Here is a 16008-nt window from a genome sequence, read left to right on the forward strand (position 1 = left end):
CCCGCGTCGTCGGTCAGCGCACCCGGGTGGAGAACAGCCGGGCCGACCAGTACACCGCCAGGACGGTCATCACCACGACGATCAGCAGCCCCTGCCAGACCACGCTGTCCCCGGCGTGCCCGGAGAACAGCGCGCGCATGCCCTCCACGGCCCAGTAGAAGGGGTTCCACTTGGCCGTCTGCTGCAACCACCCCGGCGCCAGGGTGAGCGGCAGCAGCACCCCCGACAGCAGCGCGATCGGCTGAGCGAGGGTGTTGACCACCGGCGCCATCGCCGCGTCCGTCGGCACCATCAGCGCGATGCCGAAGGAGATCGCCGAGGTCATCAGTGCCAGCAGACCGAGCAGGAGGTACGCGAGCAGCAGGTTCAGCGGGCTCACCCGCAGCCCGAACGGCAGCGCGATCAGGGTGATCAGGACGGCCTGCACCAGCAGCGCGACCATCTCGCGCAGCGCCCGTCCGAGCAGCAGCGCCAGCCGGCTCACCGGGGTCACCCGGGAGCGTTCGATGATGCCGGCCTTGAGCTCGCCCAGCAGGCTGAAGCCGGTGAACAGCCCGCCGAAGATGCACAGCACCGCCAACAGGCCCGGCACGTAGATCTGGTAGGCGTCGGCGTAGCTGCCGGTGCCCTCCGGGACGAGCACCTTCTTCAGCAGCGGCGCGAACAGCAGGAGGTAGAACAGCGGCTGGATGATGCCGACGGCGATCCAGACCGGGGTGCGGATCATGAGCAGCAGCTGGCGCTGGAAGACCAGCCAGGTGTCGCGGGCGAGCTTCACGGTCTCCCCAGGGAGTTGTGCGGGTCCGGGTGCTTCGGGTCGGGGGTCAGGACTGCCGCAGCGAGCGGCCGGTGCGGGCCAGGAACACGTCGTCCAGGCTGGGCCGTTGGAGCTGCACGGTGCCGGGCGTGACGCCCGCCGCGTCCAGGGCGCGCAGCAGCAGCGGGATGGCGGCGGCGCCGTCCTCCAGGTACAGCCGCAGCCCCTCGTCGCCGTTGGGCTCCAGCCGGTGCAGGTACGGCTGCGGGCGCAGCACCTCCGCGGCCCGTTCGGCGACCGCCTCCCCGCCGTCCAGGCCGACCAGCACCACGTCGCCGGAGATCTCGCGCTTGAGCGCCTCGGGGGTGCCCTCGGCCACCACCTGGCCGTGGTCGACGATGGCGACCCGGTCGCAGAGCGCGTCGGCCTCGTCCAGGTAGTGGGTGGTGACGACCACCGTCATGCCCTCGGTGCGCAGCCGGCGGATCTCCTCCCAGACGTGCGCCCGGCTGGCCGGGTCCAGCCCGACGGTGGGCTCGTCCAGGAACAGCACCCGGGGCTGGTGGATCACCCCGAGCGCGATGTCCACCCGGCGGCGCTGGCCGCCGGAGTAGGTGGCGCACGGGCGGTCGCCGAACTCGCCCATGTCGAAGGCCTTGAGCGCGTCCTCGGCGGCCTGGACGGCCTGCGCCTTGGGGGAGCCGTGCATCCGGGCCTGGAGCACCAGCTCCTCGCGACCGCTGACGTTGTCGGTGGTGCCGCCGCCCTGGGCGACGTAGCCGATCCGGCGGCGGACTCCGGCCGGGTCGGTGAACAGGTCGGCCCCGGCGATGCTGGCCTGTCCGCCGTCCGGGCGGATCAGGGTGGCCAGCATGCGCAGGGTGGTGGTCTTCCCGGCGCCGTTGGGGCCCAGGAAGCCGTAGATCTCGCCGGCGGCGACCGACAGGTCGATGCCGCGGACGGCGTCGACGGTGGGGTTCTCGCCGCTGCGGCGGGAGGTCTTCTTGCGGTAGGACTTACACAGTCCCGCGGTCTCGATCAACCGGAACTCCCGTGCGGGGATGGGCTGCCACGGCACCTGGGAAGGCGGGGCCCGGCACCTGCGAAGGGCGGTGCCGCTGCGACACCCTAGGGCGAACCCCGCCCAGGAAACAATGGCCTAGACCAATGGACGTTCCCTCTCCCGGTCTGCTAAGGGGGCGTCGGCACGGAGCCGGCCGCCGCCGTCAGGCCGGACCGGCCGAGCGCCTCCAGGCGGTCCGCCGCGGCCCGCGCACCGCCCCCGGCCAGCAGTTCCCTCCCGACCTGAACCGCGCGCTCCCGGTGGTCCGTCGAGTCGAGTACGGACCGCAGCGCGTCCGCCAGCCGCTCCGGCGTGACGCGCGCGAAGGGGACCCGCAGGCCCGCGCCCGCCGCCGTCAGCTGGGCGGCGACGAACGGCTGGTCGTGCCGGATCGGCGCGGTGACCAGCGGGAGGCCGTGCGCCAGCGCCTCGCCCACGGTGTTCATGCCGCCGTGGCAGAGCACCGCGTCCAGTTCGCCGCGCGCCATCAGCTCCAGCACCGGAGCCCGGTCCACGGCCACGGCCGAGGCGGGGAGTCCGGGCAGCAGCTCGCGCGGCGCGGCGAACACCGGCTGCACGTCCTCGCCGCACAGCTCCAGCGCCCGGACGGCCCTGGCCAGGAAGTCCGCGCCCAGCTCGCCGGCCAGCGTGCCCATGGTGACCAGTACCCGTCGCCGGCCGGGCCGCAGCCGCTCCCACGGGAAGGTCTCGTCGTGCGGCCGTGCCGTGAGCACCGGCCCGACCAGCGCGTGCTCCGGCGGCGCGGCGCGGCCGGTCAGCGCGGGGCCGGTGGTCGCCAGCACCAGGGCGGGGGAGAAGCGCGGGTCCAGGTACTCCCGCTCGGGCAGCCTGGCACGCTCCCACAGGCCGCGCAGCAGCCCGGTCATCCACGCCTCGACCTGCGGCAACGCCCGGTAGGGGCGCACCAGTTCCATCGCCCCCGGCGCGAAGCTCGCCCACGGCAGGCCGTGCCGGTGCGCGACCAGGGCGCCCGCCGGGGTGTGCTGGTCGACCAGCAGCACGTCCGGGCGGTACTCCCGCACGATCGCGTCCAGCGGCTTCGCGGTGAACCGCGCGTACGGGACGATGAAGCCCTCCCAGAGCGAGCGCAGCGCGGCCAGGCCGTGCCCTCCCTGGGCCCGGAACGCCCGGGTGCCGGTGCCGAGCACCTCGGCCCGCGGGCCGAGCAGCGGGCGCAGCACCGACTCGGTGCCGGTCCAGGCGACCTGGTGGCCGCGCGCGGTCAGTTCGGCGGCGATGCCCGCGGCCGGGTTGACGTGGCCGGTCAACGGCGGCATCACCAGCAGGAACCGGGTCATCGGGCGTCCTCCTCGGGGATCGGTCGCGGGGCGTCGGCGACGCCGGGTACCAGCCGCTGGACGTCGGCGACGGTCAGGGCCTCCAGGGCGGCCAGGTCCAGCCCGGCGCGCAGCGCGGCCAGGTCGGCCGCCGGGCCGAAGCGTCCGGTCAGCCGGCGGGCCAGCTCGGCGAGTTCGGCCTCGTCCAGCAGCAGGTCGGCGTCCAGCCGGGCGTCCGGGGTGACGTGGCGCGCCCAGCCGGGCGGCGCACCGGCCACCTCGACCAGCAGGGCCACCAGCTCCCGGTTCAACGCGGACACGGGGGAGGGGGGTTCAGGATTCGGCATGAGAGATGTCCCACCTGCTCGACGGTACGAAGGGGAATGCGGCCGCGGCGGAGCGCAGTTGGCGTCTTCCGGAGGGTGGCGGCGACGGTGGAGGGCCCGAGATCACTTGTGCGACCAGGCGGGCGTCGGAATACTAGCCCGGGTGACCGCACTGGAGGCAGTGGCCGTTCACCTCCCCCCACACGCCGTGCCCATCGAGGCGGTGGGCGAGCGGATCGGCCTGACCCCACGTCAACTCCGTCTATTCCGCCGTTTCCACGGCCTGGACCAGCTGCGTCTGGATCCGACCGGGAAGCTGCCCGACCTGCTCGAAGCCGCCCTGGACGACCTGCCGGAGCTGCGCGGACGCGAACGCGACATCCGCTTCGTGATCCACGCCCGCAGCATGCCGGTGGCGGTGCCCCACCCGCTCAACCCGCTGCACGACCTGCTCGACGCCCGGGGACTGGCGCATGCCAACGCCTTCACGGTGACCCACCACGCCTGCGCGGTGGGCCTGCTGGCCATCGACCTGGCCGGCCGGCTGCTCGCGTCCGACCCCGATCCGGCGGCGCTCGCCCTGGTGCTGACCGGTGAGAAGACGTTCACCAGGGACGCCCAGGTCGTGCCCGAGACCGGCATCTTCGCCGAGGGCGCGGCCGCCTGCCTGGTCAGCGCCAGTGGCGAACGCCACCGGGTGCTCTCCTTCGTGGTGCGCCAGCGCCCGGAGTTCGACGGCCGGCTGGCCGAGGACCAGGACCTGCTGGCCCGCTACCAGCGCGAGTACCCGAACGTGATGGTGGAGGCGATCGAGGCCGCCCTGGACCAGGCCGGTCTGGACCTCTCCGACCTCTCCGCGATCCTGCCGCACAACGTCAACCAGGCGTCCTGGCGGATGATCGCGCGCCGCATCGGCTATCCGGTCGAGAAAGTCGTGCTGGACAACGTGCGGTCGGTCGGGCACAGTTTCGCCTCGGACAGCCTCATCAATCTCCACACCGCCACCACACGCGGGCTGATCCGCCGCGGCGACCACTACCTGATCGCCGCCGCAGGTGTCGGAGCCACCTTCTCCGCGATGGCGATGCGGTACTGACGGGCCGCCGGTTCCACCGGAAGCCGCCGTCCGCACGCCACCGCCGGAAATCCAGACCAACCCCAGAGCCCCGGGGTACCTGCAAGCCCCGGAGCACACATCCCACGTACGACGGGACGGGACACCCATGTCAGAAGCCGTGGTCCAGACCACTGACCCCGAACTGCGCGAGCGCATCCTGCACGGCATCGGCGATCTCCTGCCGCGCGTCCTCAAGCGCGAGATGCCCGAGATCCCCCAGGACGCCTGCCTCTTCGACGACCTCGGCCTCACCTCGGCCGGCACCATCGAGCTGATCCTGGAGCTGGAGGAGTCGCTCGACATCCAGGTGGACGTCGAGCAGATCACCGAGGACGACCTGCGGTCGGTCGTCAGGCTGGCCGACTACGTCGCCGGGCACGTCATCCCCGAGGACTGACCGGGTGGCCCCCGCCCCCACCGGTCTGCGGATCACCCGGGCGCTGGCCCGCCGCTTCGACGGCCGCTCGGAGACCTCGCTCGACCCGGACCTGCGGGTGTTCGTCTCCGACCTCGTCCGCCCCTACGGCCTGCCGCTGCGGGAGGACCTGCTGGGCGAGGGCGTCGGCCACTCCTACGAGGAGCTGGCCGCCGGACTGCTGCGCGAGGCGCTGGCCGAGGACGAGCCGGCCGACCTGCTGATCCTCGCCTTCGACACCCCGGACGTCAGGCCCGGCGCCCCGTCCTCGCTGGCGCTCAGCCGCTCCGTCCCGGGAAGCCCGCTCGCCTTCGCGGTCTGCGACCAGGGCAGCGCGGTGGCCTTCACCGCGCTGCGGCTGGCCGCCGACCACCACCGCACCGGCACCTGCCGGCGGGCCGTGGTGGTGCTCGCCGAGCAGACCGCGCTGCACTACGAGCCGGCCGAGCCGGTGGCGCTGCCCGAGCGGCACGCGGTGGTGGTGCTGGTCTGCGAGGCGGCTCCGGGTGCCGGCCTGGCCGTACGGCAGTCCCGGGGCGTGACGTCCCCGGAGGAGGCGGTCCTGGCCGAGGCGAAGGAGCTCGGGCCCGAGGCGGTGCTGCTGCTCGGCCCCGGCTTCGGCGCGTCCGGTCCGTCCGGCGCGGAGGAGCCCCCGGCGGCCCAGCCGTTCACCGGCCTCTGGGCCGAGCTGGCCGAACACCTGCCGCAGTGGCGGTCGGACGGGCGGCCCGTGATGCTGGCCGGGTACGACCGGCGGCTCGGCGTGCTCAGCACGCTGGCCCTGCCGTGACGGCGGTCGACCTCTGGCTGATCGACACGCGTCAGCCGGCCGTCGCGGCCGCCGAGTTGTGGCCGCTGCTCGACCCGGACGAGCGTGCCAGGGCGGCGCGGTTGGAGTCCGGGCCGGGTGAGCGCTTCACCATGGTGCGCGGCGCCGTCCGACAGCTGGTCGCCGCCAGGATCGGTGTGGGCCCGGCCGAGCTGGTCTGGCGGTACGGGCGGTACGGCAAACCCGAGCCGGCGGAGGCGGGCGCGCTGCGGGTCAACTGGTCGGCCTCGTCCACGCTCGCGGTGCTGGCCCTCGCCGAGGGGCGGGCGGTCGGTGTCGACGTCGAGCGGCTCCACGAGCCCCGGACGGCCGGGCGGATGGCCGCCCGCTGGTTCCCCGCGGAGGAGGCGCGGTTCGTCGCCGAGCCCGTCGAACCGGCCGAGCGGGCGACGCGGTTCACCATGCTGTGGTGCCGCCGGGAGGCCTGCGTCAAGGCCTACGGAGGCCGGCTCACCCAGTCCTTCGGCGTGCCCGTGGCCGGCCCGTCGCCGGTGTCGGTCACCGATCCCGGCAGCCTCGGCGCCGGCCCGTCGCGGATCTGCGACGTGCCGGCGCCGAGGCCGTTCCGGGCTGCCGTCGCGGTGCTCGGAGATTCGGAAGTTCATGTCAACTCCCGTGTGTGGAAGCTGAATTGATGCCGTAGCAGGCCTGGGCAGGTTTGGTCTGGACCAGTCCGCGAGGGCGCTGGTAGCGTCCTGGCCACACCCCCTGCCGAGCCCTCCCGGGCAAGCCGAAAGGCGCGTGCGACGTGATACCGCAGGACGCCACACCGAACGAGCCGGCGTCGCCCAGCGCGACGCCGGGCGGCGCGCCACCGACCGCTCGGCGGATCACGGTCCGGTACGCCACCGAGGGCGGCGGCTCGGGCCCGCTCACCCGCGGCCAGGACAACATGATCCGCTGCATCCGGTCGAGCGCCCCCGAGCAGATCAACAAGGAGTCCGTCTGGCCGGTGCCCGACGGCACCTCGGTCCCCTCCGGGCTGGTCGCCCTGCGCCTGCTGGTCGAGCGGCACGAGTCGCTGCGGACCTCCTTCCCCGCGGGCCCGGGGCCGGACGGCTTCCCGGATCGTCAGGTGGTGCACCCGGCCGGCCGGTTCGCCGTCGCCGTGGTCGAGGCGGGAAGCCGGTCTGAAGCCGAACTGGACGCACTGGCCAGTGAGTTGGGAGCCAAGGACGTGGCCGTCCCGGTGGATCTCGACGCGCCGCCGCGGGTCCGGTTCACCCTGGTCGCCGCCGGCGAGCGGCTGCTGCGACTGATCGCCGTGGTCTGCCACGCGGGTGCCGACGGCGCCGCCACCGCGGTGCTGATCCAGGACTGGCACGCCCTCGCCGGCAGGAAGGAACTGCCGCCGGTCACCGCGGCGACCCCGCTGCGGATCGCCGTCGCGGAGCAGAGCCCGCAGGGCCGTCGCAGGTCCGCCGCCGCACTGCGGCACTGGGCCCGGGTCCTGACCACGGGACCGCAGACCGTCTTCGCGGACACCCGGATCGTCGGCCCGCCCCGAGACCACGGCGCCCTGCTGGTCCGCTCGCGCACCGCCGCCGACCACCTCGCCGCCGTCTGCCGGCGCACCGCCGCCAGCCCGTCCGTCGTCCTGCTCGCCGCGTTCGCCGCGCTGGTCGCCCACCGCTCCGGCCGGCGCGAGCTGGTGATGTCGGCGCTGTCCGCCAACCGCCAGCGCGCCGCCCTGATCGACCACGTCGGGACCCTCGCGCAGGACGCGCTGATCCTGCTCGACACCGAGGCCGCCGACCTCGACCAGCTGATCGGCCGGGCCAAGTCCGCCTCGCTGAGCGCCTACTGGCACAGCACCCTGGACGCCGAACAGGTCTGGCAGCTGGTGGAAGACGCGGCCCATCTGCGGGGAGCCCGGTTCGGCCGCCAGGTGGTCGTCAACGACCTGAGCCTCACCATCCCGGCCGCCGTCGCCGACGCCCAGCCGCCCCCGGCCGCCGACCCCGAACTCACCGTGCTGCCCGCCCCGCCGCTGCCGGTACGGCTGATGTTCACGATCCTGCGGATCACCGGCAGCCTGGACTTCGTCCTGGTCGCCTGCCCCCAGGTGTTCGACGCCGAGGAGACCGAGAGCTTCGCCCGCGCGCTGCGGTCGGTGCTCGCGGCCGCGGCCGAAGGGCCGGTGCTGCTCGCCGACCTGACCGCCGTGCTCGGCCCGCCGGGAGGCGACCGGGCGGGCGAGTGGCGGCTGATCGACGGTTCCTGGATCGATCTCGCGGCCGTCCACGACCTCCTGGACACCGCCCTCGGTGGCCACCGGCTGTCGCTGGTCGACGGGAAGCTGGTGGCCGAGGTGACGGCGACCACTCCCGGGTTCGGCCCCGCCGAGGCCCACCGCGCCGTGATCGCGGCCCTGCCCGGCCGTGACACCGCGATGGCGCCGCACCACTACGTCGTCCGGCACGCGGCGCCTGAGGGGGAACGGACCGAGGCCGGAAGCGGGCGCGCCCCGGACGTCGTCGACCGGCTGTCCGCGCTCACCTGAAGGAATGACCACGGCAGTCCGGGTGTCACTCACCCCAACGGGTCGCCGTGGTCGTCCAGCGGACCACTCCGTGCCGGTGGTGCAGCAGCGGCGCGCCGGACACTCGGCCCGCCCGGTCCGCGGATCACCGCGGGCGCCGCGCCGGCCGGGGTCCGCTCCTCCGGTAGCGCCGTCACAGTTCGCCTCCGCTGTCCGGGAGTTCACCCACGCCGAGGCGGCGCGCCAGCCGCTCCCTGGCGTGCCGGAGGTTGGAGTGCACGGTGGCCACCGGCCCTCCCAGGTAGGCCGCGATCACCTTGACGTGCAGGCCGAGCAGGTAGCGGAGGATCACCACGTCCCGCTGCCGGTCCGGCAGTTCGAGGATCGCCGCGTACAGCCGCACCTCGTCCGCCTCGCTGTGCAGCAGCCCCTTCGCGACCTGCTTGAAGGCGCCGATCACCGCCGCGAAGGTGACCGCCTCCACCTCGACCGAGTCGTCGGCGGCCACCCAGTCCGCGATGTGCCCGTTGGCCAACCGCCAGGCGTACGCGGCCGGTTCCTCGAACTGCAACACCTGCGGCCAGCAGCGGGCCAGGTCGGCCTTCACCGCTCCGACCACCAGCGCCGCGTCGGACCGCTTGCCTATCCGGGTCAACGCGAGGGCATGCCAGGCTGGTTCATGCGTCTCGCAGAAGGCGTCGTAGGCGATGCCCAGGCGGAGCCCGGGGTCGGACCGGGCATCGCGGTCGGCACCGGCCGCCGGCTCGGCCTCCGCCCCGCGGACGTGCGCCACGGCCGTGGCACCCCGGTACCTGCGCGCCGGGGCACCCCTGTCGATCGTCATCGGGCCTGCTTTCCGTGGCCGTGGGCTGCTCGCCGGGCCACCCGAGGGTCGGGCTGTAGGTGCCCATCCTCATTCCATCAGGCCTGTCACTCCAGGATGCAATCCGAATACAGATGGTCATCTCATGGGCGCCGATGGTTGATTGGTATGCTCCGAAGCTGTTCGGGACGCGACCGGTCCCGCCCGGTCGCGCTCTCCCCGATGCCCTGTTCCACTGCGTCCCCGACGGCCTCGGAGTGAGCGAGCCGGTCGAGCGCTCGCCCTCTCGGGAGTGCGCGGCGGTGGCCGTCCGGCAGGGAGGGACGGGCCGTCGGGTGAACCAGGCCCCCGGTTACGGCCGCTGACGAACCATCGGCGCTCGAAGCGCGTCCTGCTGATCGAGAAGGCGGCCCGCGCCGCGACAATCGATCGGAGGAGGAACATGCGTCCGCAGCCTTCGGAAGCCCGCCCCAGCCGTCACGGCGGTCACAGCCGTCGGGCCGTCCTCGGCCTCGGATTCGGCGCGGCCGTCGCCGTCACCGCCGCGACCGGCGGACCGGCGTTCGCGGCGTCCGCCGCCGGCCCGTCCGCCGATCCGTCCGTCGGCACCGGCCTCCATCCGGCCCTCGCCGCCCTCGAACAGGAGCACGCCGCCCGCCTCGGCGTCTTCGCCCGCAACCTGACCACCGGCCGGACCGTCCGGTTCCGCGCGGACGAGCTCTTCCCGATGTGCTCGGTCCTCAAGACCGTCGCGGTCGCCGCCGTCCTGCGGGACCTCGACCGCGACGGGGAGTTCCTCGCCAAGCGGATCCACTACACCGCCGAGGACATCGTGCGGGCCGGCGGCGGGTCGGTCACCAGCGAGGAGAAGAACCTGGCGAACGGCATGACGGTCGCCGAACTCTGCGCCGCCGCAGTCGACCACAGCGACAACACCGCGGCCAACCTGATGCTGCGCGAGCTCGGCGGGCCGACCGCCGTCACCCGCTTCGCCCGGTCGATCGGCGACCGCGTCACCCGTCTGGACCGCTGGGAGCCCGAGCTCAACAGCGCCGAGCCGGACCGCCGCACCGACATCACCACCCCGCAGGCCATCGCCGGCACCTACGGCCACCTCGTCCTCGGCCACGCCCTGCCGCCGGCCAAGCGGGACCTGCTCGCCGGCTGGCTGCGGGGCAACACCACCAGCACCCACCGCTTCCGCGCGGGCCTCCCGGCGGACTGGGCCCTCGCCGACAAGACCGGCACCGGGCGCTACGGCACCACCAACGACGTCGGCATCGCCTGGACCCCGTCCGGCGCCCCCGTCCTGCTCGCCGTCCTGACCACCCAGCCGGCCGAGGCGGCCCCGATGGACGAACCGCTGGTCGCCAGGACCGCCACCCTGCTCGCGGGCGCCCTCGGCTAGCATCCGGTCCCGCTGCCCGGCGCGGGCCGCCGGGCCCCTCCCGGTCCCGGCCCCTCCACCCGTGCGTCCCCGCTCCACCGGGCACAGACTGGTGGTGGATCGATGCTGCCCCGCGAGGCTGGGAGAGGCATGCTGCTGGGACTCGCCACCGCGTCGGCCGCCTGCGTGTGCTTCGGCTTCGGGTCGGTCTTCCAGGCGCGCGGGGCACGGTCGGTGCCGCGCGCCGACCGGGTGCGGGTGGGGCTGCTGGCCGGGCTGGTGCGGTCCTGGCAGTTCGTCCTCGGCACGCTGCTGGACATCCTCGGCTTCGTGCTGAGCATCGTCGCCCTGCGCACCCTCCCGCTCTTCCTCGCGCAGGCCGTCACCAACGCCAGCCTGGCCGTCACCGCCGCGGCCGCCGTCTGGCTGCTGGGCGCACGGCTCCGCCGGGGCGATCTCGCCGGCATCCTCGCCGTGGTCGTCGGGCTGACCCTGCTGGCACTCGGCTCCGGCCAGGAGGGGCGCAACCACGCCGCGCCCGCCTTCCACTGGGCGCTGCTCGCCACCACGGCCGTCGTGCTGGCCGCGACCCTGGTCCTGGTGCGCCGGGGCGGCAACGTGGCCGCGGCCGGGCTGGGGCTGCTGGCCGGGATCGGCTTCGGCGTGACCAGTCTGGCCGTCCGGGTCCTGGATGTGTCCGGCCCGCTCGCCGCGCTCACCGACCCCGCCGCCTACGCGCTGGCCCTCGGCGGCCTCGGCGGCTACCTGGCCTACGCCCTGGCCCTGCAACGCGGCACGGTCACCGCGGCGACCGCGGCCGGCACGGTGACCGAGACCTTCGGCCCGGCGCTGGTCGGCGTGACGGCGCTCGGCGACGCCGCGCGCCCCGGATTCGAGTGGTGCGCGCTGACGGGCTTCGCGGTGGCGGTGGGCGGCACCTTCGTGCTCTCCCGCTTCGGCGAACTCGAAGGCGCGTCCGCCGAACTGTCCGCTCCGCACCGGGACGCGGAGGCGGCGCCGGCCGTCCCGCCCCGGTAGCCCGGACGACTGCGTCATGCGAAGGTGACTTGCCGGACAAAACGGACGGCGAACCGGTCACAGAGCGGCAGGTGCCCGATGGCGGAGGAGCCCCACCCCCGACCCCGGCGGTCGGCCCCGCAGGACTCGACGAGCCCCGCGGACCCGGCCGACCGCCCCGTCGCGCTGATCACCGGCGCCTCCTCCGGGATCGGCCTCGCCACCGCCGTCCGCCTGGCCGGCGCGGGCTGGCACACCCTGCTCTCCGGCACCGACCGCGCCCGCCTCGACGAACTCGCCGACCGCACCGGAGGCCGCGCCCTGCCCGAGGACCTGAGCAAGCCGGACGGCGCGTCCCGCCTCGCCGAGGCCGCCCTGGCCGAGGCCGGCCGGGTGGACGCCCTGATCGCGAGCGCCGGCCTCGGCTGGCGAGGCCCGTACGCCCGCACGCCCTCGGACACCCTGGACCGGATGATCGAGGTCAACCTCGCCGCCCCGCTGCGCCTGGTCCGACTGCTGCTGCCCGGCATGCTGGAGCGCCGCCACGGCCGGATCGTGCTGCTCGGCTCGATGGCCGGCCAGGTCGGCGTGCGCGAGGAGTCCGGCTACGCGGCCACCAAGGGCGGGCTGACGATGTTCGCGGAGAGCCTCTGGTACGAGCTGCGCGGTACGGGGGTGGGGGTGCGCCTGGTGCTCCCGGGGGCGGTGGACACCCCGTTCTTCGACCGGCGCGGCACGCCGTACCAGCGCGAGCGGCCCCGCCCGGTCACCGCGGAGCGGGTCGCCGAGATCGTGGTGGCGACCATCACCACCGAGCGCGACCGCCTGTACGTCCCGCAGTGGCTCGGCTTCCCGGCCCGCGTCCACGGCGCGGCGCCTGGCGTGTTCCGCCGGATGGCCGCGCGCTTCGGATAGGGCGCGTCTCGTGGATCTTGTCGGATCAGGGCGCGGCGTTGGGGTGCGTGCCGGAGGGCGTGCCCCATGACGTGCCGAACGAGCGCCGGGCGCCCGGGGAAGTCCGCCGCCACGGTCCTCGCCCTCGCCGCCGGCGTCGAGTTCCTGCACCTCGCCCCGGCCGCCGTCCGGCTCCCGCCGCTGCGCCGCACCCTGGCCCGGCGCACCGCGGGCCACGGCACCGCGCCCGCCCACATCGCCCTGACCTTCGACGACGGCCCCGATCCGGGCAGCACCCCGTACGTCCTCGACGCGCTGGACGAACTCGGTGTCCGCGCCACCTTCTTCCTGCTCGGCGCGATGCTGGAACGCGCCCCCGCGCTCGGCCGCGAGCTGGTGCTGCGCGGCCACGAGGTGGCCGTCCACGGCTGGCACCACCGGCGGCAGTGGTACCCGGCCCCCGCCCGTGACCTGCGCGAACTGCGCCGCGCCGACGAGGCCGTGACCGACCTCTGCGGTGCCCGCCCGCTCTGGTACCGCCCGCCGTACGGCGTCCTGACCGCCGGTCCCGCCCTGGCCGCCCGCCGGCTCGGTCTGCGCAGCGTGCTGTGGACCGCCTGGGGGCGGGACTGGACGGCGGAGGCCACCGGCGAGTCCGTCTACGCGACCGCCCGCCCCGGCCTCACCGGCGGCGCCACCCTCCTGCTGCACGACTCCGACTGCACCTCCGCCCCCGGCTCCTGGCGCGCCACCCTCGCCGCCCTCCCGCTGATCGCCGCCCACTGCCGCACCCACCGGCTCACCCTCGGCCCCCTCCGCGACCACGGGGTGCACCCGCCCGCCGGGCGGAACCGTCCGGCGTGACCGACGCGTCGTCAGGACCACCACGCCGAACGAGCAGGGGGTCGCCCGTGAACGTCAACGTCCGTTCATTGCACCGACTTTGGTCCTTCGTCGCGCTGGGAGCAGCCGCCCTCCTGGTGGCCGGCTGCGGCGGATCCGGCTCGTCGCCCGGGCCGGTCGTCTCGTCCGGCCCGCCCTCGGCCTCTGCCGCGTCACCGACCGCTCCCGCCCCGACTGCCCCCGCCCCGACCGCCCCCGCCCCGACCGCTCCCGCTCCGTCCGTCACGCAGACCGTCACGCCGTCCTCCGGCACCCCCGACCCGGGGTCAGGGACGTCCGTCGGCAGCGGCCTGACCCTCGCCGCGGCCAACGGCGGCAGCTACCGCTTCGCCTCGGTCGCCTGCGTCGGCGAGGCCTCACCGACCGGGGCCCTGAGCCTCACCGCGACCCCCAGGAGCCTGAACGACGCACTCGCCGAACTCGTCCTCAAGGACGGCGAGGCCCGGTTGCTGCTGACCCTCAAGGGCTTCCGTCCGGTGCTCTGGAAGGGCAGCGTCCCGATCGGCGGGCAGGCGAGCCGTACCGCCCACGGCGCGACGCTCACCGCGATGCCCGTCACCGAGGAACTCGGCGACACCGGCACGGTGACCGGCACCCTCACCTGCTCGGGCGCCGACGGCCTGTACTGACCCGCCTGCCGCGGCTACCCCAGCCCCACCCTCCGCAGCGCCGCCCCGAACCCCGCCTGCCACGCCGCCGGTGTCGCGCCGACGGACGGCGCGGGCTCGGGGCGGCCGAGCGCGGCCAGGGCGTTGCGGACCACCTCGGCCGGGCGGGCGGTGGCGACATCGGCGTGGCCGAGTTCCAGCTCGTGCTGGAGGTTGTCGCGCCCGTGCCCCTGCACCACGTCGAGGAGCAGCAGCCGCCGCCCCAGGGCGCGGGCCTCGCTGCAGGTGTCGCCCGAGCTGGTGACCACCAGGTCGGCGGCGGCCATCAGCGCGGGGACGCGGTCGGTGTACCCGTAGGGGTGCAGCCGGGGCTCCCGGCGCGCGGCGGCCCGCAGCCGGCGCTCCAGTTCCCGGTTGCGCCCTGCCACCGCGAGCACGTGCGGCCCGGCGGCGGCCAGCGAGGCGGCGGTGCGGGCGAGCGGGCCGAGCCCCCAGGAGCCCGACATCAGCAGCACGCACCGGGCGCCCGCCGGCACGCCCAGCTCCGCCCGGGCCGCGGCCCGCTCCGGCGGCCGGTAGAACGGCTCCCGCAGCGGCGCGGGCACGACGGCGATGTCGGCGTCCGGCAGGTACCGCCGCACCGCGCACCCGGCGACCTGTGAGGTGACCAGGAACAGGTCCGTCCCCTCCTGCACCCAGAGCCGGTGGGGCGTCACGTCGGTGCAGAACACGAAGTGCCGGAACTCCCGTTCCGGCGCCTGCCGCAGCAGCCGGTTGACGGCCGAGGTCGCGGTGGCGAACACCGAGACCACCAGCTGCGGCCGCTGCGCCTCGATCAGCTCCCGCAGCGCGGGGACCAGCCGGCCGCGCGCCGCCGCGTCGGCGAGCAGCGCGATCCTGGCGCCCGGCCGCAGCGCCGAGAAGTGGAAGGCGTCGTACACCCCGGGCAGGTCGAGCAGCCGGCGGAACACCGCCTCCCCGGCCGCGCCCGAGCGCCGGCCGAGCAGGGCCATCGCGTCCACGGTGCGGGTGGTCCAGCCGCGCTCGCGCAGGGTGTCCGCGCAGGCCTGGGCCATCACGTCGTGGCCCTGCCCGAGCGATCCCGAGACCAGCAGGGCGTGCGGCATCGGGCGGCCCCGTCAGCCGGCGGCGGCCGAGCCGAGCGAGGCCCGGTACCAGTCCGCGTACCGGCGCACGCCGTCGGTGAAGTTGGTGCTCGGCGACCAGCCCAGCAGCCGCTTGGCCTGCGCCGAGGAGATCCGCCGCCCCGCGTAGTCGGCCTTCCGCCCGTCGATGTGCTCGATGGTGACGGGCCCGAGCAGTCCGTCCACGGTGTCGGCGATGTCCCGTACCGAGACGGCCGTCGAGCCCTCCAGCGCGAAGGTCTGGTCCTCGGCGGCGGGGGAGAGGGCCCGCACGTGGGCGTCGGCGAGGTCCTCGACGTAGACGAAGTTGCGGCTCTGCCGGCCGTCGCCGGCGATGGTGATCGGCCGCCCGGCCAGCGCGGCCTGGACGAACCGGGCGACGACCAGTTCGTCGCGCATCCTGGGCCCGTACGGGATGCCGTAGCGCAGGATGGTGAAGTGCTGCCCGTAGAGCTCGCGGTAGCTGTGCACCAGCATCTCGGCGGCGAGCTTGGTGGCCACGTACAGGTGGCCGCTGTGCTCCAGCCCGATCGGCACGTGCTCGTCCAACTCCTGCTCGCCGCTGTCGAGTTGCTCGTCGGCGAGGGCGGCTCCGTAGACCCAGACGGTGCTCGCCAGCACGGTCCGGCTCAGACCGCTGCGCCGGGCGGCCTCCAGGACGGCCTCGGTGCCGTCGATGTTGGTCCGCACCGCGCGGACCGGGTCGGCGCAGACCCGCTCGACATCGGCCATCGCGGCCAGGTGGTAGACCACCTCGCTGCCGGCCAGCGCCGCGGTGAGCGCCTTGAGGTCGAGGACGTCGAGCCGCGCGTGCTCGGCGTCCGGGTTGAGGTACTTGTCGGTGGTGTCCACCGCGAGGACGTCGTGGCCGGCCGCGATCAGGTGGTCCACGACGTGTGAGCCGATGAATCCGCAGCCCCCGGTGACGGCTATCCGCACGATCT

Annotated in this window: 17 protein-coding genes; 10 read left to right on the forward strand and 7 right to left on the reverse strand. The window is 74.8% G+C overall.

Annotated elements, in window-relative coordinates; all coding sequences use genetic code 11:
* Window positions 1-13 precede the first annotated feature (13 nt).
* The 4 genes from ACIQOW_RS15050 to ACIQOW_RS15065 all read right to left on the reverse strand — a co-directional run bounded on the left by ACIQOW_RS15050 (window position 14) and on the right by ACIQOW_RS15065 (window position 3438).
* Entirely contained in the window at window positions 14-778 is a 765-nt protein-coding gene (locus ACIQOW_RS15050) for an ABC transporter permease (RefSeq protein ID WP_401084204.1), read from the reverse strand.
* Between the two features lie 46 nt (window positions 779-824).
* Window positions 825-1799 carry an ATP-binding cassette domain-containing protein gene (locus ACIQOW_RS15055; RefSeq protein ID WP_401084206.1) on the reverse strand — a complete coding sequence of 325 codons (975 nt, stop codon included), beginning with the start codon at window positions 1797-1799 and terminating at the stop codon, window positions 825-827.
* A 149-nt stretch (window positions 1800-1948) separates the two neighbouring features.
* Window positions 1949-3139 carry a glycosyltransferase gene (locus tag ACIQOW_RS15060; protein ID WP_401084208.1) on the reverse strand — a complete coding sequence of 397 codons (1191 nt, stop codon included), beginning with the start codon at window positions 3137-3139 and terminating at the stop codon, window positions 1949-1951.
* The gene (locus ACIQOW_RS15065) at window positions 3136-3438 is read right to left on the reverse strand and encodes a hypothetical protein (protein ID WP_401084210.1); all 303 of its coding nucleotides are present in this window, start codon (window positions 3436-3438) and stop codon (window positions 3136-3138) included. Before ACIQOW_RS15065 ends, ACIQOW_RS15060 begins: the two co-directional genes overlap by 4 nt.
* A 169-nt stretch (window positions 3439-3607) precedes the next feature.
* Here ACIQOW_RS15065 and ACIQOW_RS15070 point away from each other — a divergent pair, with 169 nt between their 5' ends.
* The 5 genes from ACIQOW_RS15070 to ACIQOW_RS15090 all read left to right on the forward strand — a co-directional run bounded on the left by ACIQOW_RS15070 (window position 3608) and on the right by ACIQOW_RS15090 (window position 8308).
* Complete coding sequence (locus ACIQOW_RS15070) at window positions 3608-4540, forward strand: 3-oxoacyl-[acyl-carrier-protein] synthase III C-terminal domain-containing protein (RefSeq protein WP_401084212.1); 933 nt, start codon at window positions 3608-3610, stop codon at window positions 4538-4540.
* Window positions 4541-4667: 127 nt separating this feature from the next.
* On the forward strand, window positions 4668-4958 hold the full coding sequence (locus ACIQOW_RS15075) for a phosphopantetheine-binding protein (protein WP_188299031.1): 291 nt from the start codon (window positions 4668-4670) through the stop codon (window positions 4956-4958).
* Between the two features lie 4 nt (window positions 4959-4962).
* On the forward strand, window positions 4963-5766 hold the full coding sequence (locus ACIQOW_RS15080) for a hypothetical protein (RefSeq protein WP_401084214.1): 804 nt from the start codon (window positions 4963-4965) through the stop codon (window positions 5764-5766).
* Window positions 5763-6440: a 4'-phosphopantetheinyl transferase family protein gene (locus tag ACIQOW_RS15085; RefSeq protein ID WP_401084216.1), complete on the forward strand. Its 678-nt coding sequence runs from the start codon at window positions 5763-5765 to the stop codon at window positions 6438-6440. The genes ACIQOW_RS15080 and ACIQOW_RS15085 overlap by 4 nt, the downstream gene beginning before the upstream one ends.
* A gap of 113 nt (window positions 6441-6553) precedes the next feature.
* Window positions 6554-8308: a condensation domain-containing protein gene (locus tag ACIQOW_RS15090; protein WP_401084218.1), complete on the forward strand. Its 1755-nt coding sequence runs from the start codon at window positions 6554-6556 to the stop codon at window positions 8306-8308.
* 172 nt (window positions 8309-8480) lie between these two features.
* Here ACIQOW_RS15090 and ACIQOW_RS15095 read toward each other — a convergent pair whose 3' ends face one another.
* Window positions 8481-9131 carry a sigma-70 family RNA polymerase sigma factor gene (locus ACIQOW_RS15095; protein WP_401084220.1) on the reverse strand — a complete coding sequence of 217 codons (651 nt, stop codon included), beginning with the start codon at window positions 9129-9131 and terminating at the stop codon, window positions 8481-8483.
* Window positions 9132-9552: 421 nt separating this feature from the next.
* Between ACIQOW_RS15095 and bla the strand changes: the two genes are divergently transcribed.
* From bla to ACIQOW_RS15120, 5 genes are all read left to right on the forward strand, one after another.
* The gene (gene bla / locus ACIQOW_RS15100; protein WP_401084222.1) at window positions 9553-10518 is read left to right on the forward strand and encodes a class A beta-lactamase; all 966 of its coding nucleotides are present in this window, start codon (window positions 9553-9555) and stop codon (window positions 10516-10518) included.
* Between the two features lie 129 nt (window positions 10519-10647).
* Window positions 10648-11535, forward strand: coding sequence for a hypothetical protein (locus ACIQOW_RS15105; RefSeq protein WP_401084224.1), 888 nt, complete (start codon window positions 10648-10650; stop codon window positions 11533-11535).
* A 78-nt stretch (window positions 11536-11613) separates the two neighbouring features.
* Window positions 11614-12429 (forward strand): SDR family NAD(P)-dependent oxidoreductase, encoded by an 816-nt coding sequence (locus ACIQOW_RS15110; protein WP_401084226.1) that lies wholly within the window; start codon window positions 11614-11616, stop codon window positions 12427-12429.
* A 66-nt stretch (window positions 12430-12495) separates the two neighbouring features.
* A complete protein-coding gene (locus tag ACIQOW_RS15115; protein WP_401084229.1) occupies window positions 12496-13272 on the forward strand; it encodes a polysaccharide deacetylase family protein in 777 nt (258 codons plus the stop codon).
* A gap of 47 nt (window positions 13273-13319) precedes the next feature.
* Window positions 13320-13940, forward strand: coding sequence for a hypothetical protein (locus ACIQOW_RS15120; RefSeq protein WP_401084232.1), 621 nt, complete (start codon window positions 13320-13322; stop codon window positions 13938-13940).
* A 14-nt stretch (window positions 13941-13954) separates the two neighbouring features.
* On the opposite strand, the gene ACIQOW_RS15125 is transcribed toward ACIQOW_RS15120, so the two are convergent.
* Together ACIQOW_RS15125 and ACIQOW_RS15130 are read right to left on the reverse strand one after the other, a co-directional pair.
* Window positions 13955-15046, reverse strand: coding sequence for a hypothetical protein (locus ACIQOW_RS15125; RefSeq protein ID WP_401084235.1), 1092 nt, complete (start codon window positions 15044-15046; stop codon window positions 13955-13957).
* A 12-nt stretch (window positions 15047-15058) separates the two neighbouring features.
* Window positions 15059-16003, reverse strand: coding sequence for an NAD-dependent epimerase/dehydratase family protein (locus ACIQOW_RS15130; protein WP_401084238.1), 945 nt, complete (start codon window positions 16001-16003; stop codon window positions 15059-15061).
* Window positions 16004-16008 lie beyond the last annotated feature (5 nt).

Origin of the sequence: Kitasatospora sp. NPDC091335 (assembly GCF_044757205.1) — a bacterium.
GTDB lineage: Bacteria > Actinomycetota > Actinomycetes > Streptomycetales > Streptomycetaceae > Kitasatospora.

Bases quoted from the DNA above. Each gene is read 5' to 3' on its own strand.
- ACIQOW_RS15060 (WP_401084208.1), bottom strand. From the start codon at position 3,139: ATGACCCGGTTCCTGCTGGTGATGCCGCCGTTGACCGGCCACGTCAAC.
- ACIQOW_RS15075 (WP_188299031.1), top strand. From the start codon at position 4,668: ATGTCAGAAGCCGTGGTCCAGACCACTGACCCCGAACTGCGCGAGCGC.
- ACIQOW_RS15095 (WP_401084220.1), bottom strand. From the start codon at position 9,131: ATGACGATCGACAGGGGTGCCCCGGCGCGCAGGTACCGGGGTGCCACG.
- bla (WP_401084222.1), top strand. From the start codon at position 9,553: ATGCGTCCGCAGCCTTCGGAAGCCCGCCCCAGCCGTCACGGCGGTCAC.
- ACIQOW_RS15105 (WP_401084224.1), top strand. From the start codon at position 10,648: ATGCTGCTGGGACTCGCCACCGCGTCGGCCGCCTGCGTGTGCTTCGGC.
- ACIQOW_RS15110 (WP_401084226.1), top strand. From the start codon at position 11,614: ATGGCGGAGGAGCCCCACCCCCGACCCCGGCGGTCGGCCCCGCAGGAC.
- ACIQOW_RS15115 (WP_401084229.1), top strand. From the start codon at position 12,496: ATGACGTGCCGAACGAGCGCCGGGCGCCCGGGGAAGTCCGCCGCCACG.
- ACIQOW_RS15125 (WP_401084235.1), bottom strand. From the start codon at position 15,046: ATGCCGCACGCCCTGCTGGTCTCGGGATCGCTCGGGCAGGGCCACGAC.